General features: G+C 70.3%; 14 protein-coding genes and 5 pseudogenes. 11 read left to right on the top strand and 8 right to left on the bottom strand.

Going from position 1 to position 22,486, the window contains the following annotated elements; translation table 11 throughout:
- Nucleotides 1-86: 86 nt before the first annotated feature.
- Nucleotides 87-1,136 (bottom strand): TRAP transporter TatT component family protein, encoded by a 1,050-nt coding sequence (locus tag AACH11_RS22065; protein ID WP_341376439.1) that lies wholly within the window; start codon nt 1,134-1,136, stop codon nt 87-89.
- A 98-nt stretch (nt 1,137-1,234) separates the two neighbouring features.
- Here AACH11_RS22065 and AACH11_RS24860 point away from each other — a divergent pair.
- A pseudogene (locus AACH11_RS24860) lies at nt 1,235-1,456 on the top strand (IS91 family transposase); the annotation flags it as partial.
- 32 nt (nt 1,457-1,488) lie between these two features.
- A complete protein-coding gene (locus AACH11_RS22060; protein ID WP_341376438.1) occupies nt 1,489-1,689 on the top strand; it encodes a hypothetical protein in 201 nt (66 codons plus the stop codon).
- A gap of 353 nt (nt 1,690-2,042) precedes the next feature.
- Here AACH11_RS22060 and AACH11_RS22055 read toward each other — a convergent pair.
- Nucleotides 2,043-2,978 (bottom strand): annotated as a pseudogene (locus tag AACH11_RS22055) (IS1595 family transposase).
- Between the two features lie 172 nt (nt 2,979-3,150).
- On the opposite strand from AACH11_RS22055, the gene AACH11_RS22050 reads away from it, so the two are divergent.
- Both AACH11_RS22050 and AACH11_RS22045 read left to right on the top strand, forming a co-directional pair.
- On the top strand, nt 3,151-4,095 hold the full coding sequence (locus tag AACH11_RS22050; protein ID WP_341376437.1) for a hypothetical protein: 945 nt from the start codon (nt 3,151-3,153) through the stop codon (nt 4,093-4,095).
- A gap of 554 nt (nt 4,096-4,649) precedes the next feature.
- Nucleotides 4,650-5,729 carry an IS5 family transposase gene (locus tag AACH11_RS22045; RefSeq protein ID WP_341376436.1) on the top strand — a complete coding sequence of 360 codons (1,080 nt, stop codon included), beginning with the start codon at nt 4,650-4,652 and terminating at the stop codon, nt 5,727-5,729.
- Between the two features lie 80 nt (nt 5,730-5,809).
- Here AACH11_RS22045 and AACH11_RS22040 read toward each other — a convergent pair whose 3' ends face one another.
- Nucleotides 5,810-6,850 carry an IS110 family RNA-guided transposase gene (locus AACH11_RS22040; protein WP_341376435.1) on the bottom strand — a complete coding sequence of 347 codons (1,041 nt, stop codon included), beginning with the start codon at nt 6,848-6,850 and terminating at the stop codon, nt 5,810-5,812.
- Between the two features lie 169 nt (nt 6,851-7,019).
- Here AACH11_RS22040 and AACH11_RS22035 point away from each other — a divergent pair, with 169 nt between their 5' ends.
- Nucleotides 7,020-8,420, top strand: a complete 1,401-nt coding sequence (locus AACH11_RS22035; protein ID WP_341376434.1) for an ATP-binding protein — start codon at nt 7,020-7,022, stop codon at nt 8,418-8,420.
- A 443-nt stretch (nt 8,421-8,863) separates the two neighbouring features.
- On the top strand, nt 8,864-9,361 hold the full coding sequence (locus AACH11_RS22030; RefSeq protein WP_341376433.1) for a hypothetical protein: 498 nt from the start codon (nt 8,864-8,866) through the stop codon (nt 9,359-9,361).
- Between the two features lie 47 nt (nt 9,362-9,408).
- On the opposite strand, the gene AACH11_RS22025 is transcribed toward AACH11_RS22030, so the two are convergent.
- The gene (locus AACH11_RS22025; RefSeq protein WP_341376432.1) at nt 9,409-9,885 is read right to left on the bottom strand and encodes a transposase; all 477 of its coding nucleotides are present in this window, start codon (nt 9,883-9,885) and stop codon (nt 9,409-9,411) included.
- 102 nt (nt 9,886-9,987) lie between these two features.
- Here AACH11_RS22025 and AACH11_RS22020 point away from each other — a divergent pair, with 102 nt between their 5' ends.
- The 3 genes and pseudogenes from AACH11_RS22020 to AACH11_RS24850 form a co-directional block, all read left to right on the top strand.
- Complete coding sequence (locus AACH11_RS22020) at nt 9,988-10,404, top strand: methyltransferase family protein (RefSeq protein ID WP_341376431.1); 417 nt, start codon at nt 9,988-9,990, stop codon at nt 10,402-10,404.
- A 53-nt stretch (nt 10,405-10,457) separates the two neighbouring features.
- Nucleotides 10,458-10,700, top strand: a pseudogene (locus AACH11_RS24855) (DUF6463 family protein); the annotation flags it as partial.
- 169 nt (nt 10,701-10,869) lie between these two features.
- Nucleotides 10,870-11,001 (top strand): annotated as a pseudogene (locus tag AACH11_RS24850) (IS30 family transposase); the annotation flags it as partial.
- On the opposite strand, the gene AACH11_RS22010 reads toward AACH11_RS24850, so the two are convergent.
- Nucleotides 11,000-12,088 (bottom strand): threonine aldolase family protein, encoded by a 1,089-nt coding sequence (locus tag AACH11_RS22010; protein WP_423228800.1) that lies wholly within the window; start codon nt 12,086-12,088, stop codon nt 11,000-11,002. The pseudogene AACH11_RS24850 and the gene AACH11_RS22010 overlap by 2 nt on opposite strands.
- A 337-nt stretch (nt 12,089-12,425) precedes the next feature.
- Here AACH11_RS22010 and AACH11_RS22005 point away from each other — a divergent pair, with 337 nt between their 5' ends.
- Nucleotides 12,426-13,100, top strand: a complete 675-nt coding sequence (locus AACH11_RS22005; RefSeq protein ID WP_341376428.1) for a helix-turn-helix domain-containing protein — start codon at nt 12,426-12,428, stop codon at nt 13,098-13,100.
- Between the two features lie 44 nt (nt 13,101-13,144).
- Here AACH11_RS22005 and AACH11_RS22000 read toward each other — a convergent pair whose 3' ends face one another.
- From AACH11_RS22000 to AACH11_RS21990, 3 genes and pseudogenes are all read right to left on the bottom strand, one after another.
- Nucleotides 13,145-14,941 carry a SulP family inorganic anion transporter gene (locus AACH11_RS22000; protein ID WP_423228799.1) on the bottom strand — a complete coding sequence of 599 codons (1,797 nt, stop codon included), beginning with the start codon at nt 14,939-14,941 and terminating at the stop codon, nt 13,145-13,147.
- Between the two features lie 318 nt (nt 14,942-15,259).
- The gene (locus AACH11_RS21995) at nt 15,260-19,444 is read right to left on the bottom strand and encodes a DUF748 domain-containing protein (RefSeq protein ID WP_341376426.1); all 4,185 of its coding nucleotides are present in this window, start codon (nt 19,442-19,444) and stop codon (nt 15,260-15,262) included.
- A gap of 190 nt (nt 19,445-19,634) precedes the next feature.
- Nucleotides 19,635-20,534 (bottom strand): annotated as a pseudogene (locus tag AACH11_RS21990) (DMT family transporter); the annotation flags it as partial.
- A 232-nt stretch (nt 20,535-20,766) separates the two neighbouring features.
- On the opposite strand from AACH11_RS21990, the gene AACH11_RS21985 reads away from it, so the two are divergent.
- On the top strand, nt 20,767-22,431 hold the full coding sequence (locus AACH11_RS21985; RefSeq protein WP_341376425.1) for an HDOD domain-containing protein: 1,665 nt from the start codon (nt 20,767-20,769) through the stop codon (nt 22,429-22,431).
- The last annotated feature ends 55 nt before the right edge of the window (nt 22,432-22,486 follow it).

The raw sequence follows: 22,486 nt of genomic DNA, 5'->3' as shown, positions 1-22,486 counted from the left end.
GGACGGCGGCGAGAGGGGGCGGCGGGCAGGGGCGGGTGGGGCGGGTCATGGTCAGTCGCAACGGTGGAAGGGGCGGCAGCTGAGGCTCAGAACAGGTCGTCGGCACGCTCGCGCAGCCACAGCGCGCGCTCGCGCAGCGCGCGGGCGGTCAGGCCGGGGCGGCCGTCGGTGTCGGCCAGCACGGCCTGCAGCGCGGTGTCGAAGCGTGGCCGGTCGCCAGCGGGCAGGGCCAGCGCTTCGGCGATGGCCAGTTGCGCGCCGGGATGACGACCGCCGCCGATGCGCAGCGCCTCGGCGAAATGACGTTCGGCCTGAACGGCCTGACCACCCGGGCGCGCGGCCTCGAACTGGCCCATCAGCACCGCCAGATCGCCGCCGCCGAAGGCCGGCTGGGTGCGCCAGGCCCGGCGCGCCAGCTCGATGGCCAGCGGCAGATCGGCCACCACGTCCGGGTCCTGCTTGGACAGCCCGATGCGCGCGCCCCAGGCCGCCGCGCCCCAGTAGGCACAGGCCACCTGATCGTCGGGCAGCTGGTCGCGGCGCAGCGAGCCGCCACCGGCGCCGGCCGTGCTGCGGCGCAGATCGGCCGGCAGCGCCGCGTCGTGCAGCGTCAGCGCCTTCAGCGCATGGCGCTGGGCACGGTGGTAGAGCCGGGCCGCGCGCTCGCGCAGCGCGGTGGCCGCGCGCACGTCGCGCGGCTCGACACGGTCGGCCTCGAAGGCGACGAAGGCCCAGGCGTAACGGGTGAAGCCGGCGGCCACCGACGTGGCCAGCGGCAGATGGTCGGGCGTGCGGGCCAGCACCGCCTCCGAGGTCTTGAGCCAGGCCGGCGCGGCATCGCGCACCAGCTGCAGATCGTCCTCGTCGTCCGGCGCGCCCTCGTCAGCGGCCAGGCCGTCGGCCAGCCGGCGCAGCGCGAACTGCTGCGGCGAGCAGGCGCCCAGGCCCAGCGCCCAGGGCAGCACCAGGGGCAGGGCCAGCCAGTGGCGACGGCTGCGGCGGGTCTGTGTGGCCGGGGGTGGGTGGCCGGTGGCTGGGCCGGCGGGCGGGTCAGCGGGCAGGCCGGCGGTCAGGTGCGAGGACCCGGCAGCGGCAGGGGCGAGGCCGCGGGCGGCGTCCGGAAGGGCGGTCGACATGGACCGCGGATTGCACCAGCCGCGTTTGACGGCGGCGTGGCGCGATGGTGACGTGGCGGTGACGGTGGAGGTGGATGTGGCGGCACCCGGTGTGTGGGGCAGAGCTGCTGAACGTGCCGTACGACCATCTGGTCTTCACGCTGCCGCACACGTTCAACGGCCTGGCCAGCGCCCAGCCTCGGTGGACCGGATCGACCCTGCTCGACGCCGTGGCGGCCACGCTCACGCAGTTCGCCGCCGATCCCCGCTGGCTGGGCGGTGTCGGAGCGTTCACCCTCGTGCTGCACACCTGGGCCCAGACCCTGGGCTTGTACCTGCACGCCGGCTGGCCTGCGCACGGGCGCTGCTGGGCATGCTCGCCGCGAACCCGGCCATCGCCGAGGACGTGGTGCAGTTCATGCGCCGTGTGGCCGCCATCGACATCCTGCGCTGCAGCCACTGTCGACAGGGGGCTTGGCGGGCCGTGCTGTGCCAACTGCCCGAGCGATCGGCGGGCCTGCATGCCACGCAACCCGAGCCCAGCGGCGCCGGTCCGCCCGGCGTCCGCCGATGACATCGATGCTTCGCCCTGCCTCCGACGGGACAGCCGCGCGCTGGCGGGTGACGGCCTGCGCCCGCCGGGTGAATCGACCGTCATCCAGCACCCGACGCTACGCCCGGCATCCGCAAAACAGGGGATACCACCCTCTGAACTGTGCCTGGACCGCCCTGCACGACTGGCCCGCCTGTCGCGTTGCGGCGATCATCGACCCCAACGCGCGAACTGTGCGATCACCATGACCTTACATTCCCCCTTCGACGTCCTGCGCACCGGTTCAGTCCAACGAGGTTTATCCGCCGCGGGTGAGTCCTGCGCCTCTGGCTGCCTGCGGTGACGCGGCTGATAAACGCTTTTCGTCCGCCTGATTAGTCATGACCCTCAGCCATCCCTCTGATCTGCCGCTCACGCGTCGGCGCAGAGGTCGCGACGTGGCCGAGGACTTCGCGCAGCAGGGACTGGAGATGGAACCGCCGGTTGAAGCGGTAGCAAAAGGCGCCGAGGTACTGGCTGGCTTACATGCCGAACTTGAAGGACTTGTGGGTGCCGTTGATCATCGTATTGAGGTTGCCCAGCACGGTGTTGACCCACTGCAGTTGCGGCACTTCGCGGGGCAGGCGGCAGCCCAAGACGATGTTGTCGATCGCGCCGGCAAAGCAGCCCAGGCTATCGCTGCGTACGTCGCAGCCGGGCATCAGATTGGCGCGCGCCCAGGCGGTGATGGCCTCGCCGGTGAAGCCGGCGACCGCATTGAGCTTGACCCGCATGAGGTGGCCCTGATCGTTGGTGGCCACGGCGACGACGATGGGCACCTTGTTGGGCGAGCCGCGGCCACCGACGCCCGGGCGTTCGCCGCCAAGGTAGGCGTCATCGACCTGAACCAGACCACTCAGGTGCTGCTCGCTGTCACGCGAGGCCATAGCCTTCATCAGCTTCTGATGGACCACCCAGGCCGTGCGGCAGCTGGTGCCCAGTTGGCGCATCAGCGCCAGCGCCGACAAGCCCGTCTTGGTTTGGGTGATCAGATAGATGGCCAAGAACCACGTCGTCAGCGGCCGGTTGGTGCACTCCATCACCGAGCCGACCGTCAGCGAGGTCTGGTGGCGGCACTCTTGGCACTGGTAGAGCGTGCGGGCCCCATGACCGACCAGGTAGTGCTCGGCCGACGCGCACCGCGGGCAGCGGGAGCCTTGCGGCCAACGCAGCGCCGCCAGCGCCGCTGCGCACTGCGCCTCGGTGCCGCAGCGCGAGAAGAATTCGGGCATCGACACGCCGCGCTGGTACTGGATTCGGTTCATCGGCATCGCTGGCTCCAGGAAATGATGGGAGTCAGATTACGTAGTCAGTGGCTCATGGAGCGAGCCAAGCTGAGGGTGGTGACGAATCGGGTAAAGCCGGGCTACATCCCATTCGGGGAGTACTCTATTGCTCCGACGTTGCAGACAAATTGCGATTCACATCACACGGGAGATACCTATGCTTCTGCAGAGATTTCTGATGGCTTTTGCGACAGTTAGCCTCGCGGCTTGTGGCACTCTTTTTGATGGGCGACCGTTCACAAAGACTGATGGACAAGTGGCCGCATCGCTCGGCGAAATTGAATCCGGCTACACCTACATTCCAGTTGATCCGTTCCCGGTAGAGACGCGCCTAAGCGCTAGCTGCAGGGAGGCCAAGCCGGACTCGACATCCGTTCTTTTGGACTCGCTACCGGACAACGCCGTACGTATGCTTGTTGAACGATTCGACAAGTCAGGCGCGATCACGTACGGTGCCTCCAAGGCGGGAGTCAAGGACGAATCGTATCGAGTGACCGTTGACTACATCAATGCGGATACTATTAACGTCCCGGTGGCCATCACCAAATTCATGCGACGAAAAAACACGTCGCCTGTCTCCGTGGATACGGAGCCAGTCAATCTATTCGCAACAGACCTTAGCGAGTATGTCGCCGGCACCGAGCGATACGAGGTTACACGGGTAACTACAACAAAAGGAGTCCCGGGCTACGTTTTCAATATACCCGTTTATGTCGGAGTCGGCCTCCGTGTCTCTTCGTACGTCTATGTCACAGGAGCGAATGCCAACATCTCAGGCATCGGCGTAATTGGCGCTGAGGCGGAGGCTGATCGGCTGAAAGGTTCACTTGTGGTTCAGACGCTTGGAGTGAACGGGAAGTCGGTCGCATCTGCGCTGCCGATTCAGAGCGAACTGAATCGCACCACTGCACAAAACGCGATCGTAGCTGTCGGTTCAATCAAAGCGCTACTCTACGCATCCGAGACAATCACCTCACCACGAGTAGTAGGCCTCTATCTTCCCTTTCCGGGAGGGCGCGCGCTCGTAAACGCTCTAATCTCGGAACTATCCAAGGAACGGGTCGAGTGGTATAGGGCCTGTCCTGCGATACCTAAGACGTGAGCCCTAACTATTTATTCCAGCGGACCGCCTTCGGCGGCCGCTGAATTCTAACTACAAGGGCATCCCCGTCCTTTCAAGAGAAACCTGTCCCCTGACGTCCGCAGTTGCGGCTGCCACATCCTGAAGAACTGATTTCTTCCACGCTTTCACCCGCACAAAGAACACAAGGAGCGGACTGCATGACTACAACCGGCCTTCGGTGCAGCATCCAAGGCTGCTGGCCCTGATGAAAAGACGCGCGCGGGGGCTCCATTCGTTAGCCGTGGTTGCGGTCAAGCCGCACCACCTTGAGTTAACCGAGCCGTCCCCGCGCGGGGCCAACCTTGTGTCATCAACGCAGGCGTCACGCGATGGAAGAAACTGAGTGGGTGTCGGGCGGGTATCTCCGAAGTCGCAGGGATCGTGTGTCTGTCCAGCCTGGTTCAGGCCGGCGCCACATCGGCGGGCAACGCGTCCTCCACCGGTTTGAAATCCTCGCCCTTGGACAGGGCACTTCTTGAAACCCCGCGCCTGACGCCCCCACCCCGCGCCGACCTGCGGCAACATCGCCCCTCATGATCAGCCCGCGCATCAAGCCCTCCGCGTTCTTCCCTGAGGAGGCGCCCGACGATCTGTTCCTGGTGCGCCAGCGCAAGGCCAAGCTCGAAGGTTATGTGCAGAGCCTGGCGGCGATGGACGAGCTGATCGACTTCGGGGCGATGGCTGCTGCGGTGGATCGGGCCTGCCCCCGGCCCGACCGCAGCAAGGGCGGCCGCCCGCCGTACGCCACCGAGGTACTGGTGCGCATGGTCTTCCTGCAGGGCCTGTACAACCTGTCGGACGAGCAGTGCGAGCACCAGGTGCTCGATCGGCTGAGCTTCCAGCGCTTCTGCCGGCTCGATGGCGCACTGCACATTCCGGATGCGCGCACGCTGTGGTCGTTCCGGCAGCGCCTGGCCCACGGCGGACTGGGGGCCCAGGCGATCTTCGAGACGCTGAGCCAGCAGTTGCAGCGTCATGGCTACATCCCGCGGGGCGGGCAGATCGTCGATGCGAGCATCGTGCAGGCGCCGATCACGCAGGCCACCACCCAGGAGCGCAAGACGCTGAACAAGGGCGAGGACCCTGCAGGCTGGAGCAAGAAGCGGCTGGCGCACACCGATCAGGATGCGCGTTGGACGCAGAAGCACGGCAAGTCGTACTACGGCTACAAGCTGCACGGCAACGTGGACGCACGCTACAAGCTGATCCGACGCATCGCGATCACGGCAGCCAATGCCGACGATGGCCACCAGCTGCCGAAGGTGCTGCAGACGGCCAACACACGCGGCCGCTTGTGGGCCGATCGCGCCTACGACAGCGAAGCCAATCGCCAGGCGCTGCGCCAGCACGGGCTGTGCGACGGCATCGCGCGCCGGGCCCGGCCGGGCCAGACGGCCAAGGTGAGGCTCAAGCAGCGCAACAAGACGATCAGCCGGACACGGGCGCGGGTCGAGCACGTCTTCGCGGCGCTGCATCAGCAGGGCGGCAAGTGCGTTCGGGCGATGAGCTTGGCGCGCAACGCGCTGAGCATCACGCTGGCGTGCGTGGCATACAACGCGCGGCGGCTGGCGTGGCTGGTCAAGAGCGGAAGTCCGCCTGCGAGGGCGGTGTGAGGGGCGCCAGGGCTTGTTCGCGGGCTGCGGACGGGGCGGTGAGGCGCTGCAGGCGGCTGTGGCGTGCGTGCGCGGCCCTGTCATGGTCGGCTCTGGGCGGTCTCAGGGCGTTGCGACGGGTTTCGGGAAGTGCCCGACAGCATGGCCCACGCCATGCGCGCGTTCTTCGCGGCGATGGCCACCACCGCCTTCCAATACCCGCGCCGCTCGGCCAAGCTGACGGCCCATCGGCTGATCCGGTCTTTCTTGCCGGCAGCGGCCGCCAGCACGGCCCGCGCGCCCAGGATCAGCAACATGCGCAAATAGCTGTCGCCCGCCTTGGTGATCCGGCCCAGCCGATTCTTCCCGCCCGAGCTGTATTGCCCGGGCACCAGTCCCAGCCACGACGCCAGTTGGCCGCCATTGTCGAAGTCATGGCCGCCACCGACCGATGCGCGCAGCGCGCTGGCGATGGTCGGCCCGATGCCGGGCATCTGCATCAGGCGCCGGCAGGTGGCGTCGTGCTGGGCGCTCAGGCGGATATGGGTGTCGTACGTGTCGATGCGCTCATCCAGGCGGCCGACTTCGCTCAACAGATCCGTGCAGGCGAAGCGGGCCCAGCCCGGCAAACCCTCCAGCGCCTCGGCCGCCCGCTTGCGGATGGTTTGCGCCTTGAGCGGCAGCACGATGCCGAACTCACTGAGCAGACCCCGCAGCCGATTGATCGTCGCGGTACGCGCCTGGACAAAACCCTGGCGGGTGGCGTGCAGGGCCAACATCGACTGCGCATCCACGGATTTGACGGGCACGAAGCGCATGGCCGGCCGCTGCATCGCCTCGCAGATCGCGGCGGCGTCGGCCTGATCGTTCTTGCCGCGTTTGCCGCCCATGCGGAACGGAATGACAAAGCGCGGCGCGATCAGTTTGACGGTGTGGCCGAAGGCGCTGAACGTGCGAGCCCAGTGGTGCGCACCGGAACAGGCTTCCATCGCGATGGTGCACGGCGACAGCTTGGCGACCAGCTCGGTGAGCTGATCGCGCCGGACCTGCGGCCGCACCAGGCACGGCTTGCCGGCAGCATCCACGCCATGCAGCGCGAAGACATTCTTGGCCAGATCGATCCCGAGAAACACCACCGTCATGGTCATCTCCTTGCGGCGTCCGGCCGCGGGTTGAACTTCTGCCATCCCATGGTGCGCGCTGGTCGGGCGCACCGGCTATCGGCAGAATCCTGCGTACCGGGGGCGGTGCGAGGGGATGGCCCTTCCATTCGTTAGGCGCCCGAATCAACCCACCTGCTACGCTTCACGAATGCAGACAAAGATCATTCCCCAAGCTGATGCCCTTGCGCTCTCCCAACGGGCAGAGGATCACTTCTTCGACAGGAAGGCCGCTGCCATCAAGGGCGCCAAGTTGCAGAAGGCAGCAGTTGCATTCGCCAACGCAGACGGCGGGGAGGTCTACGTAGGCATAGCGGACGACAAGGCCGAGGCGGACCCAGCCAAGCGCTGGACCGGCGCAACGAGCATCGAGGAGTACAACCAGCACATCCAAGCGCTGATGGAAGTGCAGCCGGCTTTGCCCATGGAGTTCACCTTCCTTCGAGTTGAAGGAAAGGGGCCGTTTGTGCTGCGAGTGGATGTGGAGAAGAGCCAGTCGGTCCATATGACCGCCGACGGTACTGTCTATGAACGAAAGGGTGCCCAGTCTCTGCCGGTCACCGATCCTGAGCGCATCGCAGCGCTGTCCTTCGCAAAGGGAGCCACTTCCTTTGAGGACTATCCGGTTGAAACCTCGTATGCAGAAGACATCGTTGACTCTCCCGTAATCGCTGACTTCTTGGCTGGATATTCTCCAAGTACCGACCCGCTTGAACTCAGCATCAACAAGGGATTGATTGACCGGAAGAATTTTAAGCCTAAGGTGGCAGGTCTACTTCTCTTCGCTCGAGACCCTGCGGGTGCAGTTCCGCGCAAGTGCGCGGTGCGCATTGCCAGATACGAGACGAAGGAAGAAGATCCAGAGCGCGAACACCTGGGTTTCCTGGAAACTATCGACGGACCGCTTTATCAACTCATCCACAGGACCGTCGCTCGTGTGACCGAAATCATGTCGGCGATCAAGGTTTGGACGACAGATGGTCCGAAGCAGATGGAGTACCCGCCCGAAACGCTGTGGGAGATCGTGGTCAACGCAATCATCCATCGTGACTACTCCGTTTCCGACGATGTCCAGGTACTTATCTTCGACAACCGAATCGAAGTTGTGAGTCCCGGACGACTTCCCGCATTTGTGACGATGCAGAACATTCTGGACGTTCGCTATGCGCGAAACCCAAAGATAGTGAGTCTCCTATCTCGCTACAAGAATCCACCCAACAAAGATATCGGTGAGGGGTTGAACACCGCATTCCAGCGTATGAAGGACTGGAAGCTGCGTTCGCCGGAGATCTACGACGAGGGCAACTATGTACGCGTGGTCATTCCGCACACGCCGCTTGCCTCGCCTCAGGAGTCGATCATGGAATTCCTTGCCAAACACAAGATCATTACTAACCGGCAAGCCCGAGACATCACTGGAATCAAGAGTGAAAACGCCGTCAAGTCTGAGTTCTACAAGTTGCGGGATGCGGGCCTCATAGAGATGATTCCCGAACTCAAGGGCAACAAGGCAGCCTGGCGCATACTGGAGAAGCCAGCCACGGGCGCCTAACCCCCTACAGGGACTCCCCTCCGCGTCAACGGCCTGAAGAACTGAGTTTGACGGCCACGCACCGGCACCTACCTCCCATTCGCAACCCCGAGCGCCACGATGGCACCGACAAGGAACAGATTGCACATCTACAGGCGGGCTTGTTTCGGCGCTCATGGCCGAGGCCCCAGATACGAACCGCTCAGCAGGGCTCCATTCGCTCAGCGGGCACAAGGCCCATGCGAGTTATCGAGCTTGCCTGCTGCCGGTCTGACCTGTGGTGACGATCTGCGCTCGCGTCCGCGTGTGGGAAGATCGGGATGTCTGTCTGGTGGCACATCGCTGGCTCAGGTCACACTTCACGTCTTGGCGGCCCAACAGCGTTGATCTGCGCAGGCTCCTCGATACCCAGGCCTGAATCCATATGCCGAGCAAGCGCGAGACTTTCCCATCCGTTAGGCGTCATGAAGCATCCCCTCCGCATACTCCACCTCTTTGCCATAGCAGTGCTGGCACCACCACTCACCGATCCGGCCTTTGCTCAGGCGCCAGCAGCATCATTAGATCGGCTGGTTCCAACCGAACGGCAGGTGGCCCTGGGACTCGATAAGTTGTCGCCCGAACAGCGGGCGGGAGTTGTCCGCCTGCTCCAAGAAGCCTATCAACTTGGCGTACAGAACGGGAAAGAACAAGGCGCAGGAGGCCGCGCGGCTCCGCAGTCTCCGGCTCCAAGTCCACAAACGCCTAGCGTCATCGAGACACAAGTGAGTGGCGATTTCAACGGATGGGAAGGCGAAACTATCGTCAAGCTGATGAATGGGCAAATTTGGCAGCAAACTGAGTACCACTACTACTATCACTACTCATTCATGCCAAAGGCGTTGATCTTTCGTAGTGGCGGCGGCTACAAGATGAAGATCGACGGAATCGACAAGGCCGTCGGGGTCCAGCGGCTGCGTTGACGCCTCTCAAGAAACTCCACGCAAGTGACTGACGCACAAGGACCTTTTCAGGCCGCCTGCGGTGCCGGCGCAGTCGGCACCAGCGTCATACCCATCTGCTGCGCCCGCTTGTTGAGGTTGTGCAGCACCCGCTGCCGATAACGCTCCTCGTACCAGGCCTGCCCTTGATCGGTGTATTCCTCGCCCTTGGTCAGCATGCTGTAGATCAGCCGTGCCAGTTTGTGCGCGGCCGCCGTCGCCGCCTTGGGTTTGTCCATCCGGGCGCACAGGCGGCGGAAATACGCGCCCAGCGCCGACTGGCTGGTGCGCAAGGCCGAAGCAGCCAGCCGCAGCGCCCGTGCCGCTCGGTTCGCACACCGCTTGGTCTTGCCGCTCATCACTTTGCCGCCCGTGATCTTCGTGCCCGGACACAGTCCCAGCCAGGACGCGAAGTGCTTGTCGGTCGGGAATCGGCTCATGTCCGTGCCGATCTCGCTAACTTGTCGGTTGAAGCGGACGCTTTGCGGCAAGCGGCTGCACGGCACAGTGAAAAATCCTGCACCGTGCGGCCCCTTGCCGCAACTTGCCAGTCACCTTTACGTGAGGTTTCTTGGAAGCCCATGCCAATTGCACTCCAACCTCCGTTCGTGACTTTTTTGATCATTGCGGCAACACTCCTTCTTCAGTACCTGTCCGGCCCTTGGAAAGCGATCTTCCACGTGCCGGCACTGGGAGTGCTGCTTTTCGTGGCAGGCTGCTCTTTGACAGTCTTGGCGCGCACCTACTTCACATTTCGGAAGACCACGTTGTTTGTTGGTGCTACTTCCTCAAGCTTGGTCTGTGACGGGCCATTCCGGTTTTCCCGCAACCCCATGTATGTGGGTGTGGTGATGTCATTGCTTGGCGTTGCCGTATGGTTTGGAACCCTGCCCATGCTGCTGGCTCCATCGCTCGAATTTCTCTTCCTGCACTGTTTCCATATTCCGCGCGAAGAAGTCATGTTGCGAGGCACCTTTGGGCCCGCGTATGTCGCCTATCTGCAACGGGTTCGCCGCTGGCTGTGAATGCCCAACTTTCCTGTCCGACAAGAAACTTTCAAATTTCCCGAGGTATCACGATGAGGCGATGGATTGGGCGCTGGTTGATCGGCGTGTCGGTTATTCACTCTCTACTTTGTTTCGTCGTATTCGGCAAAGTTTTTCAATCCATCTTTCTGAACGGGTTGTTCGATACCGTCGGGCGCGACCCATCCATCGGGGTCGCAGTCTGGTGTGTCTTGTTCGGCGCAGTGCTCTTCATCTGCGGGCTGGCCATTTCTTCACTTGAGCAAGCATGCGCGAACGGCATGTTGCCCAAGTCGCTCGGCTGGAGTTTGTTCGCGCTCTCAGCGGTCGGGGTGGTGCTGATGCCGGCTTCTGGCTGGCATTCCCGCCGGCCATTGCAATTCTCGTCAGGAAGCCGGGCGGGCGGGTTTAACTCGGCGTTCTCAAGTCCGAAATGCAACACCTCGCCATCCGGCAAGGCGTGCGATGACGAGGCGATTCCAGCAGATGCAAGCCGAAGCGCGCGTGACGTTGGCGGCGTCGCGGCAACAGGGGCAGCGCCTGCGGCCGAGCGGGCAGGTGCTCGGCCGCAGTGCGGGTCGGCTGAGCCGGGAACTCACCCCGCCGCCAACGCCTGCCCGATGTCATGCGCCAGGTGATCAACCGCCTCCGGCGTGGTCGCCCACGAGCACATGAAGCGCGCGCCGCCGCCGATGAAGGTGTAGAAGGCCCAGCCGGCCGCGCGCAGGCGGGCGATGGCTGGCTCGGGCAGGTTGACGAAGACGCCGTTGGCCTCGGTGGGCAGCAGGCGCTCGGCGCCGGGCAGGGCGGCCAGGTGGCGCGCCAGGCGCTGGGCCATCGCGTTGGCGTGGGCCGCGTGGCGCAGCCAGGTGCCGCCTTCCAGCATCGCCAGCCAGGGGCCTGACAGGTACCTCATCTTGGAGGCCAGCTGGCCCGCTTGCTTGCAGCGGTAGGCGAAGTCGGCGCCGAGCGCGCGGTCGAAGAAGATCACCGCCTCGCCCACCGGCAGGCCCATCTTGGTGCCGCCCAGGCACAGCACGTCGACGCCGGCGCGCCAGGTGATGTCCGCCGGGCTGCCGCCGAGCGCGGCCGCGGCGTTGGCGAAGCGCGCGCCGTCCATGTGTACCTTCAGGCCGTGGCCGTGGGCCAGGCGGGCGATGCCGGCGATCTCGCCGCTCTGGTAGAGCGTGCCCATCTCGGTGGACTGGGTCAGCGTGACCACGCGCGGGCGGGGGTAGTGGATGTCGCTGCGGCGCTGGATCACCTCCTGCACGCCGGCGGCGGTGAGCTTGCCGTGGCGGTGTGGCGCGGTCAGCAGCTTGGAGCCGCCGCTGAAGAACTCGGGCGCGCCGCACTCGTCGGTGTGGACGTGGGCCGTCTCGCTGCAGATCACCGCCTGGTGCGACTGGCACAGATTGGCCAGCGCCACCGAGTTGGCGGCCGTGCCGTTGAAGACGAAGAAGACCTCGGCATCGGCCTCGAAGACCTCGCGCAGGCGGTCGCAGACGGTGTGGGTGTCGTCGTCGTTGCCATAGCTGGCGGCGAAGCCGGCGTTGGCGCGGACGAATGCGTCCAGCGCCTCGGGGCAGATGCCGGCGGTGTTGTCGCTGGCGAACTGCAGGTAGTGGCCGGCTGGCTGGCCGGTGCCGCCGTGGATGGCGGGGGCGGCGGGGGCGCCCGGCATGGCGGCGGCCGTCGGGGTGCCGGCGGTGCCGGGGATCTCGGGAACGGCTTGGGGCGATCGGGCCATGAGGGTGCTCCGGGGGCGTACACTGGATCGGATGATTTCCGGATTATCGAACAGATTTCCGGTTTATCGAACACGCTGGAGCGTGGCGCCGCAGCCCTGACGACAGCCCGACGCAGACCGTGCCCGACGCCACACGCACGGCCTGCCTCGGGTGCGTCCGGTCGGTCTGCCGCCCCGCTTGCGCGCGCCATCATCGCCGCCCTTCGGTCGTTCCGCGCGGGTGCCTTCGCGTCGATCCTTGCCGCCTCCTGCTTCACCCCGTTCCGTGCCGATGCCCGCCCTGCCTGCCGCCGCTGCTTCCGCCCTCCACGAACCCGCTGCCGGCGGTCCGCCGGCCGTCGGCCAGCGGCTGCAGGCGCTGCGCAAGGCCCAGCGCCTGTCGCTCGACGAGCTCTCGCGCCGGGCTGGCGTGTCGAAGTCCATGCTGTCGGACGTCGAGCGCAACCAGGCCAATCCGACGGTGGCGGTGGTCTGGCGCCTGGCGCAGGCCCTCGGCGTCAGCCTGGGTGATCTGCTGGCCGAGGGCGGCCACGCGGTGCCGGCTCCGGCCGTGAGCGTGCTGCCGGCCCATGCCGCGCCGCTGATCCGCAGCCCCGACGGGCTGTGCGAGCTGCGCATCCTCGGCCCGCTGGACCTGGCCGGCCGCATCGAGTGGTACGAGCTGACGGTGCAGCCCGGCGGCGAGCTGGTCTCCGAAGCGCACGAGGGTGGCACGCGCGAGCACCTGACGGTGCTTGGCGGCAGCTTGAGCGTCAGTTGTGGCGGGGCGGCGGCGGGGGCGGCCGCCGGTACGGACGCCGCGCTGCCCGTCGCACCGGCCGCGGCCGAAAGCCACCTGCTGCGCCACGGCGACAGCGCCCGCTACGCCGCCGACCGCCCGCACGCGATCCGCCATGCCGGCCGCGGCGTGGCGCGCGCGCTGCTGGTGGTCGAGCTGCTGGGCTGAGTCTCGCCCGGCGCCGGGCGCTGCCCCTCCGCCGCCCGCGCCCCTCAGATCTCCGGCATCGGCGCAGCGCCCGGGCGCTGCGCGCACTCGGCGAACAGGCGCACGCTGCAGCCGGCGCAGACGGCCGGATCCAGCCGCGGCACGATGGCCGCCAGCGCCTCGCGCTTGTCGCTGAACACGTGGTCGGTGCCGAGCCGGGCCAGCAGGCCGTCGCGCCGCCACTGCGCCAGCACGTCGGGCCGCGGGCGGTGGAACCACAGATCGCCGCCGCGCGCGCGCCGCGTCTGCAGCTCCTGCCCCCACAGCGCCGAGCCGGCGACATCGACGAAGTTCATGCTCTTGGTCATCACCAGCAAGTGGCGTTGGCCGGGCGCCGCGTCGCGCAGCGCCTGCAGCCGGTCGGCCACATGGGCGGTGGCGCCGAACCACACCGAGCCCTCCATGCGCAGCAGCTTGAGCTGCGGGCATTCGGGCAGGGTGTGCGCCGCCAGCAGCCGTGCCTCGTCCAGCACGACGAAGCGCCGCGGCTCGGCCGCCCGGTCGAAGCCCATGCTGCGCAGCGCCGGTCGTGCGGTGCGCTGCAGATAGGCGCCCAGCGACAGCGCGCTACCGATCAGCACCGCCTGCGCCAGCGGGGCGAACAGCGTGGCCAGCAGCGTCAGTGCGGCGATGGCCAGCTCGGTGCGGCTGGCGGTGGCCAGCCGGCGCCAGGCCGGCGGGTTCAGCAGTGTCCAGCCCACCAGCACCAGCAGGCCGGCGACGGCGGCCATCGGGATGTGCGCCAGCAGCGGCGCGCTGAAGGCCACCAGCGGCACCACGGCCAGGCCGGCGAACACGGCGGCCAGCGGCGTGCGCGCGCCGGCCTCCAGGTTGGGCAGGCTGCGGTTGAGCGAGCCGCAGCTGACGTAGCCGCCGCTGACGCCGGCCGCCAGATTGGCCAGGCCCTGGCCGAGGAACTCGCGGTTGGCGTCGATGCGCTGGCCCGAGCGCTCGGCCACCGCCTTGGCAATCGCGATCGACTGCGCCAGCGCCACCACCGTCAGCGCCGCGGCCGCGCCGAGCAGCTCGCTCCAGCGGGCGGCGGGCAGATCCGGCCAGGCCAGCGGCGGGATGGCCGAGGGCAGCGGCCCGAGCACCGTCAACAGCCAGGCCGGGCCGAGCGTGCCGCGGGCCACGGCGGCCTGCAGCAGCGCCCCCGCCGCCGTGCCGGCACCGAGCGCGATCAGCATGAAGGGCCAGCGCGGGCGCCAGGCGCGCAGCCCGGCGGCCAGGGCCAGCGTCAGCAGGCCGGTCAGCAGCGCGCCGGGGGCCTGGGTCAGTGCGGCGCCGAGCCGCTCCGGCGCGGTGGCCAGTCCGTACAACGCCGACGCCGGCACGCCGGCCAGATCCGGCAGCGCGTGGACGACGATCAGCAGCGCCGCGCCGCTGGAAAAGCCCAGCAGTGCCGTCGGCGAGATGAAGTGGGCGATGGCGCCCAGGCGCAGCGCGCCGGTGGCCGTCTGCAGCAGGCCGACCAGCAGCGTCAGCGCCAGCGCGGTCTGCACCCAGAGCGGGCTGCCAGGCGCCACACCCGGCAGCAGCGGCGCCAGCATCGCGGCCAGCGCCAGCGAGTTCGCGTTGGTCGGCCCGGTCACCACATGCCGGCTGCTGCCGGCCAGCGCGGCGACGATGCAGGGCAGCACCGCCGCATACAGCCCGTGCTGCGGCGGCAGCCCGGCCAGCGTGGCGAAGGCGATGGCCTGCGGCAGCACCAGCAGCGCGCTGAGCAGGCCGGCCAGCGCGTCGGCGCGCAGGCCGGTGGCGTCCAGTCCGTCGGCCCAGGCGGGCCGCAGGCGGGACAGGGCGGCGGTGCGGGCGGAGGTGCGGTCGGACGTGCGGGCGGAGGGGTGGGTGGGCGAGACCGGGGGCGCGGGCGCCGGTGCGCCGGTGGTGCGGTCGGCGGGGGCCGCCGATGCGGCGACAGCCGCCGAGGCCGCTGGGGCTGCTGGGGCCGCTGGGGCCGCTGAGGCGGAGGCGGGTCGGCGGTCAGGGGCGTCGCTCACGGCGCCGATTCCACCATGGGTGCGCGCCGGCGCTGTCGCCGGGCCGACCTGGATCGGCGCGCGGGCGACGGCGCGGTGGCGGTTACCACCACTGCCGCCACCGCCACCGCCACCGCCTCAGCGCAGCTCGAAGTCGACGCCCGGCCCGCGCGTTCCGGCGGCTGGCGTCACCGTGTCGCGGGCCTGGCCCGCAGCCGTGGCGGCGGGCCCTGATGCGGCGGCCGATGCGGCACCTGAGGCGGCGCCCGCCCCAGGTGCTGCCTCAGCCGCCTCAGCCGCCGCCGCTGTCGCCGTCGTCGCCGCCACCGGCGGGCCGGTCTCCACCCGCGAGGCCGTCAGCAGCAGCCGTTCGGCCGGCACCTGGCGGGCCAGCCAGGCCTTGACATGGTCGGCCCGGCGGTCGGCCAGCGTGCGCAGCGCGGCCGCGTCGACCGTCTGCAAGGCCAGCAGATCGGCCTCCATCGCGGCCGCGGCCGGGGGCTCGCGCAGCCGCTGCAACAGCGAGGGGCGCTGCGGCAGCGGGGCCCGGTCCCAGACCTGGCGCAGCCAGCGGGGGCGCTCGTCGGGGCCGAGGCTGACCTCGGCCGGTGTGCCGCCCAGGGCCCGGGCCTTGGCCTCGCGCAGCTGCTGCTCCAGGCCGGCGCGGCGCAGGGCCGGGCCGTCGGCGGCGGCGTCGGCGCGGCCGGTGATCTCCAGCTTGAGCTGCGGCCGCTCCAGCAGGGCCTGCGCCAGCGTCTGCAGTGCGGGCAGCGCGCGCGCGTCGCCGTCGAGGGCGTCGGAGCCGGCCAGGAAGGGCGTGTGGCCCAGCTCGGCCTGACCATCGCCGAAGGCCTGGGCCAGCAGCGTGAACGGTGCCGTCACCGCCTTGGTCACCAGGTTGACCAGCACCTTGACCAGCAGGCCGCCGACCGAGAACTGCGGATCGTCCAGGCTGCCGCTGACCGGCAGGTTGACGTCGATCACGCCGTGGCGGTCCTGCAGCAGGGCCACCGCCAGCCGTACCGGCAGATTCAGGGCATCGGGGCTGTCGACGGCGTCGCCGAAGCGCAGCTGGTCGACGTAGAGCCGGTTGTCGGCCTGCAGCCGGCCGTGTTCGATCCGGTAGTGCAGCGTGGTCGACAGCGTGCCCTGCTCGATGCCGTAGCCGGCATAACGGGCCGTGTAGGTCGACAGGCGGGTGATGTCGATGCCGCGTGCGCTGGCCGTCAGGTCGGTCAGCAGGCGCGGGCCCAGCGGGTGCACCGTGCCGTCGATGGCCAGCGGCGCGCTGTCGTCGACCTTGCCGCCGATGTGCAGTGTGGCCGGCTGCGGGTCGTCCCAGGCCAGCGCCGAGACGCGGCCGTCCAGCCCGGTCAGGCGGGCCGAGTAGTTCGGCCGGATCCAGAGGTCGGTGAAGTCGGCCTCGCCGTCGGTCAGCGCGATGGCCTGCCAGCGCAGCCGGGTCGGCCCGGCGGTGGCGGCGGCGGCCGCCTCGGTGGCGGAGGCCGGCGCGCGTTGCGGTTGGGGCGTGGTCAGCGAGCGCTCGGCCTCGTCGCTGCGGCGCACGATGTCGCGCAGGTTCAGCCGTCCGTCGCCGTTGACGATCACGCGGCCGTAGAAGCCGTCGAGCGTGATGCGGCCCAGATCGGCCTCCCACGACGACGGACGCCACTGCAGCGCGCTGCCGTCGAGCGCCAGCGTGCGCCAGCGCAGGAAGTCGGCGCCGTTGAGCCGGTCCTGGGCCTGCAGCGCGCGCAGCGCCAGGCGGCCGCGCCAGCCCGCGGCCGCGATGGCCGGCGGCGGTGTGCCGGCGGCCGCCGCCGCGGGCGAGGCCGGGCCATCGAGCGTGAGCCGGCCGTCGGCGTCGAAGCGGGCCGAGTGCAGGCTGAGGTTGACGTAGGGGTCCAGCCAGGGCTGCAGGGCCGACAGGTCGATGTCCTGCGTGCGCAGCCGGGCGCGCACCTGCAGCGGCGCGCGGCGCACCTGGCCATCGACGGCCAGCCGGCCGTCCCGGCCGAAGCCGCTGGCCAGCTGCAGCGTGAAGGGCTGGCGGGCGTCGCTGTCGAGCTGGCGCAGCGTCAGCGCCAGATCGCGGGCCTGCCAGTGCTGGCCGCCGGCGGTCTGCGCATCGTCGAAGCTCAGCGCGCAGCGCCGGCAGCGCAGGGTGTCGATCGACCAGCGCGGGGGCGGGCTCGCGGCCGGGGCGTCCGGGCGCGGGCGCGTGGCGGCGCGGTGGGGCGCCGCTGCGGGGCGGGTGCCAGTGGCCGCGGCACGGGCACCGGTGGCCGCCGGTCGTGGGCCGGCGGCCGCCGGGGGCAGCCAGGGCAGCGCGCCGTCCGCGCCGCGGCTGGCGCGCAGCGCGGCGCCATCGAGCGAGACCGTGCCGATGCGGGCCTGCAGCGGCTGGCCGGCCTGTTGCTCGATCCGCACGCCGTCGACGCTCAGGCGGTCCAGCGCCAGATGGTCTGCGCCGCGGGCCGGGGGCCGTCCTGGCGCGGTCCGGCCGGTCGTCGGCCGGTGTGGCGCCAGGCGCAGCGTGTCGAGCTGGGCCGAGCCCTCGTCCAGTCGCCAGCCCTGTGGGTCGATGGCGGCGTGCAGCGCCAGCGTCAGCCGGCCCTGCTGCCAGTCGACCGGCAGGCGCGCGTGCCACGGCGCCAGCCAGGCCCGGGTGTCCAGGCCCTGCAGCGCCAGGCGGCCGGACGCCTGGCCCGCCAGCGGCTGTAGCGTGGCCTCGGCTTCCAGCGTCGCGTCGAGGTCGTCGCGGGCCTGCAGCCGGGCGCGGGCGCTGTGCTCGGGCCGGCTGTCCAGGTCGTCGATCTGCAGGGCCAGCGCGCGCAGTCGGCGGTCGGCCGGCCAGGCCGCATGGCGCAGCCGCAGCTGGCCGTCGTCGAGCGCGATGTGCGCGATGTGCCAGCGCCAGGGCGTGCCCGTCGCATCCGCCGTATCCGTCGTACTGGCCGTATCCGTCGCATCCGCCGCACCGCCGCCCTCCCGCGGCGGAGCCGTGGCGGCCGGCGCCGCGTCCAGCGCCCAGGTGAGGTCCGGCCCCTGCAGCTGCACGCGGCCGATCGTCAGCTGGCGCTGCAGCGGCTGCAGATCCAGCGCCTCGATGCGCAGCCGTTGCCAGGCCAGCGGGACGCTGCGGCCCTGCTGCCACTGGCCACGCAGGCCGTCGATCTGCAGCTCGCCGCTGATCTGCAGGCGGGGCTGCGGCCGGGGCGCTGCGGCTGTCGTGGCCGCGGTCGCTGCCGTGGCCGCTGCCGTGACTGCCGTGGCCGCCGTGACCGTTGCCGCCGTTCCCGCCCCCGTCGGCGCGGTCGAGGCGCCGGCGGGCCGGTCGGCCGCGGCGGGGGCCTTGGTCGTGGCCGTGGGGGCCTGCGGCTGGCTCAGGCGGATCTGCAGCCGTGCCGCTGCCCGGCCGGCGTCGAGCGCCAGCGGCAGCGGGTGGCTCAGCCACGGGCCGGCGGCACGCAGCAGCGGCGCCAGTTCCAGGTCGCGCCAGTCCAGGTCGATCGCCACCTGGCGCTCGGGCCGTGCGAACAGGCGCAGCTGGCCGTCGACGCGCAGCGTGCTGCCGTCGAGGCGGGCCTGTGCCTCGGCCGGGCTGGTGTCGTCCGCGTCGGCCGGCCGGGTGGACAGCCGAGGCAGGGCGAGCGACAGCGCGTCGATGCGGTGCTCGCCGGCGTGCTGGCGGTCGACCCAGCGCAGGCTGCCGCCGTCCAGCCGCAGGCCCTGCAGCACCAGGGCCGGGGGCTCGCCGGGGGCCGCAGCCGGCGCGTCGGCCGGGCGGGCCAGGCGGTCGAGCAGCGGGGCGATGTTGAGGCGGCCGTCGGCCGCGCGCTCCAGGTAGAGCTGCGGGCGCTGCAGGCTCAGGCCGTCGATGACCGGTGCGCGCTGCCACAGGCTGTCCAGCAGGGCCAGGCGGGTGCGGGCCTCGGCCAGTTGCAGCCAGGGGGCGTCGGCCGGGCCGATGCGCAGGCTCGCGATGCCCAGGCGCAGCGACCAGGGCGCGATCGTCAGCGCCTCCAGCTTCACCTCGGTGCCGAGCGCCTGGGCCGCGGCCTGCGCGATGCGCGGCCGCAGCCAGCCGGGCAGGGCCTCGCCCACACCCCAGGTCCAGCCGCCGAGCGCCAGCGCGGTCGGCAACAGCCAGCGCAGGCCACGGGCCAGGCCGTGTGGGGACGGTGACGGGGGGGTGTCCCGGGCGATGTCCGGTGCAGTTTCCGGGGCGGCCGGCGCGGCGGCTGGCGTGGCGAGGCGGGCCGGCGGCGCGGCGTGCTCCGGCTGCTCCGGGTGCTCCGGCATCTGCGGGCGGTCAGTCATGGCGCGGGGTGTCTTGCGGGCCGGCCGTGGAGGTGTGGGCGGTGGCGGTTGCGGTTGCCTTGGCCGCAGCGTTGGCAGCCGCGGTGATGGTCACGGTCGCCGCGGTGACGTCCGCAGGCCCATCCGGCACCGCCGGCCCATCCGCTGCCGTCGCTGCCGCCGGTGCCGACGGTTCGACAGGCGCCACGGGCGCCCGCACCACCCAGGACACGCCGAGCGCGGTCAGTGCGGTGCCGGCCAGCGTCCAGCCGGTGATGCGTTCGCCGAACAAGGCCCAGGCCATCAGGGCCGTGGTCGGCGGCACCAGGTAGAGCAGGCTGGCGACCTGCGTCGCCGCGCCGCGCTGGATCAGCAGGTACAGCAGCGAGCTGCCGCCCAGGGTCATGCCCAGCACCGACCAGACCATCGCGCCGATCAGCGCCCCGTTGGCCACCGGCGTGGCCGCGCCGTCCACCAGCCGCATCCAGCGCATGGGCTCGTCGTCGAGCAGGGCCAGCGGGGCCATCGCCAGCGCGGCGGCGCTGAGCTGGATCAGGTTGGCGGTGCGCACGTCGCAGGGGGCCAGATGGCGCTTCTGGTAGAGCGTGCCGGCGGTGATGCCGGCCAGCGCCAGCAGGGCGCAGCCCAGGCTCAGCGGCCCCAGCTCGCCGTGGCCGAGCTTGGTCCAGACCACCATCAGCAGGCCGGCCAGGCCCGCCCCCAGCCCGGCCCATTGCCGCGGGCTGACGCGGTCACCGGTGGCCGACAGCCAGACCGCCGTCAGCACCGGTTGCAGCCCGACCAGCAGCGCCACCAGACCGGCGCCCATGCCGGCCTTGACCGCCGTCCATACCCCGCCGAGGTAGACCGCGTGCATCAGCACGCCGCTGACGGCCAGATGGCGCCACTGCGCGCGTCCACGCGGCCAGGGCGCGCGGGCCAGACCGGCCCAGGCCGCCAGGCAGGCGACCGACAGACCGAAGCGCACCAGCAGGAAGCTGGCCGGCGGCGCCCAGGGCATGCCGTAGCGCGCGACGATGAAGCCGGTACTCCAGATCAGGACGAACAGCGCAGGCATGGCGCGCGAGTGCACCGGGGAAACAGCGGACATCGGAGACAAGGCGGTGCATTCATGCGGAGCGCGGCGGGGGCCGGATTGTCGACGATGGCGCTCGCCGGTCCGGTCGCCCGGCCGGGGCGTGGGCGCCATGTCCCGGCCGGGTCCGTGCCGTGCGCCCGTTCACGGTGTCCCTGTCCCCACGCAGCGATCCAGAATCCCCGATGGTCGGCGGTCGCGCCGCCGGGGTTGAATCTCGGCCATGGCGGTGCACAGGACCGAGGGCATGGATGTGGAGTCCGGGGAGGGCGCGGGATCGCGTGGCGCGTCGGCTGCAGCCGGCGCAGCGGCCGCAGCCGGTGCAGCGGGTGCAGCGGGTGCAGCGGGTGCGGGCGCCGACCCGGCCGAGCACCGCGCCATCCACCTGCCGGCGCTGCATCCGCTGCCCGTGCCGGCGCTGGCCGCGGCCCTGCCGGCGCCGGATGCCGTGGTCCGGGAGGACCTGGTCATCGATCCCGCTCCCGACGCCGACCCTGACCCCGCCCGCCATGCCGCGCTCCGGCTGCAGGGCCTGATCGACCGGGCGCGTCGCCAGCCGGACCTGCCGGTGCTGCCGGGCACGCCGCGGGCCGTGGCGTCGCGAGCCGGTGCGGCGGCGGTCCATCTGCAGGAGTTGAGCGCGGTCGTCCATGCCGACCCGGGCCTGGTCTGGCGCCTGCTGCGGCGGGCCAACGGTGCGCTGGCGCAGAGCAGCGGCGGCGCTGCCGGGGACGTGCCACGGGCGCTGGCCATGCTGGGCTCCGAGACGCTGGCACGGGTGGCCGCAGGGGGGCCGCGTCTGGACCTGGACGATGCCAGCCCGCACAGCCGCCTGCAGGGCGAGTCCTGTCTGCGCGCGCTGATCGGCGCGCAGCTGACGGATGCGCTGTGCGATGTGCCGCAGCTGGTCGCGCGTGCGCCGGCGGTCGGACTGGCGCCGCATCTGGGCCGCATGGTGGTGGCCGTGCACGCACCACAGGCGGCCCTGGCGCTGCGTGCGGCGCGTCTGGTACAGGATGACGCCGGCACCGAGGAGGTGGCCGTGCGGCGCCACTTCGGCTGCGGCTATGACGGCATCGCGCAGACGCTCAGCCAGGCCTGGGGCCTGCCGCCCAGCCTGCAGCCGGTGCCCGCCCCCGCGGCCGACGACTGGCCCCGCCACCGCAGCGACGATGCCCAGGAGCGTCTGCGCTGGCTGGCCCGCATGGCCCACGAGGCGAGCGACCTGATGCTGGCCTGCGCGCTGCCGCAGGGCGTCGGGCCGGGCGGACGACCGTCGCCGGTGCTGACGGTCGAGGCCGCGCTGGCGCAGCTCAGCCTGCGGGCGGCGCGGGTGCTGGGCCTCGAGCCCGAGACGCTGCGGCAGGACCTCAGCGCGCAGCAGGCCCGGCTGCCGGCCTTGCTGGCGCGCATCGGACTGCCGGCCGAGCTGCTGCAGCCCCCGCAGGGCGACGCGGTGCCGCCGTCGCTGGCGCTGCTGCTGCAGGGCCTGTGGCGTCATCTGGCGCCGCGGCGCGCGGTGCTGTTGCTGTCACCGCATCTCGGGCGTCAGCGGCAGCCTTGCGTGGTGGTGGCCCAGCGCGGGCTGCCGCTGGCCGCGGCCCAGCGCGAGGCCTGGCAGGTCGATCCCTGGGCGGGCCGCGACCTGTACGCGCGGCTGTGCCAGACCGGCCGCCTGACCCTCGTGGCCGACGTGATGGCGCCGAACCTGCAACGCCACCTGCCGCCGGCCTTCCTGCGCCAGCCGCCGGGCCGTCATTTCCTGCTGCTGCCCCTGCAGCGGGCGGGCCGTCTGATCGGCCTGATCTACCTCGACCGCGACGAGCGGCAGCCCTTCGAGCTCGACGCGCCGCGCCAGCAGCAGATCGTCGCGGCGGCCGAGGCCGCGGTCAGTGCGCTGACGGTCGGCTGAGCCGGCGCCCGTCACACGGGCCGGCCGCGCACCGGTGGCCGGTGCGCGGCGCCGG

Source organism: Pseudaquabacterium rugosum (assembly GCF_038066575.1).
Taxonomy (GTDB): domain Bacteria; phylum Pseudomonadota; class Gammaproteobacteria; order Burkholderiales; family Burkholderiaceae_C; genus Pseudaquabacterium; species Pseudaquabacterium rugosum.
The sequence above is the reverse complement of the archived record's forward strand: the minus strand, read 5'-3'. Positions and strand labels throughout refer to the sequence as shown.

Bases quoted from the DNA above. Each gene is read 5' to 3' on its own strand.
- AACH11_RS22065 (WP_341376439.1), bottom strand. From the start codon at position 1,136: ATGTCGACCGCCCTTCCGGACGCCGCCCGCGGCCTCGCCCCTGCCGCT.
- AACH11_RS22060 (WP_341376438.1), top strand. From the start codon at position 1,489: ATGCTCGCCGCGAACCCGGCCATCGCCGAGGACGTGGTGCAGTTCATG.
- AACH11_RS22050 (WP_341376437.1), top strand. From the start codon at position 3,151: ATGCTTCTGCAGAGATTTCTGATGGCTTTTGCGACAGTTAGCCTCGCG.
- AACH11_RS22045 (WP_341376436.1), top strand. From the start codon at position 4,650: ATGATCAGCCCGCGCATCAAGCCCTCCGCGTTCTTCCCTGAGGAGGCG.
- AACH11_RS22040 (WP_341376435.1), bottom strand. From the start codon at position 6,850: ATGACGGTGGTGTTTCTCGGGATCGATCTGGCCAAGAATGTCTTCGCG.
- AACH11_RS22035 (WP_341376434.1), top strand. From the start codon at position 7,020: ATGCAGACAAAGATCATTCCCCAAGCTGATGCCCTTGCGCTCTCCCAA.
- AACH11_RS22030 (WP_341376433.1), top strand. From the start codon at position 8,864: ATGAAGCATCCCCTCCGCATACTCCACCTCTTTGCCATAGCAGTGCTG.
- AACH11_RS22010 (WP_423228800.1), bottom strand. From the start codon at position 12,088: ATGCCGGGCGCCCCCGCCGCCCCCGCCATCCACGGCGGCACCGGCCAG.
- AACH11_RS22005 (WP_341376428.1), top strand. From the start codon at position 12,426: ATGCCCGCCCTGCCTGCCGCCGCTGCTTCCGCCCTCCACGAACCCGCT.
- AACH11_RS21995 (WP_341376426.1), bottom strand. From the start codon at position 19,444: ATGACTGACCGCCCGCAGATGCCGGAGCACCCGGAGCAGCCGGAGCAC.
- AACH11_RS21985 (WP_341376425.1), top strand. From the start codon at position 20,767: ATGGATGTGGAGTCCGGGGAGGGCGCGGGATCGCGTGGCGCGTCGGCT.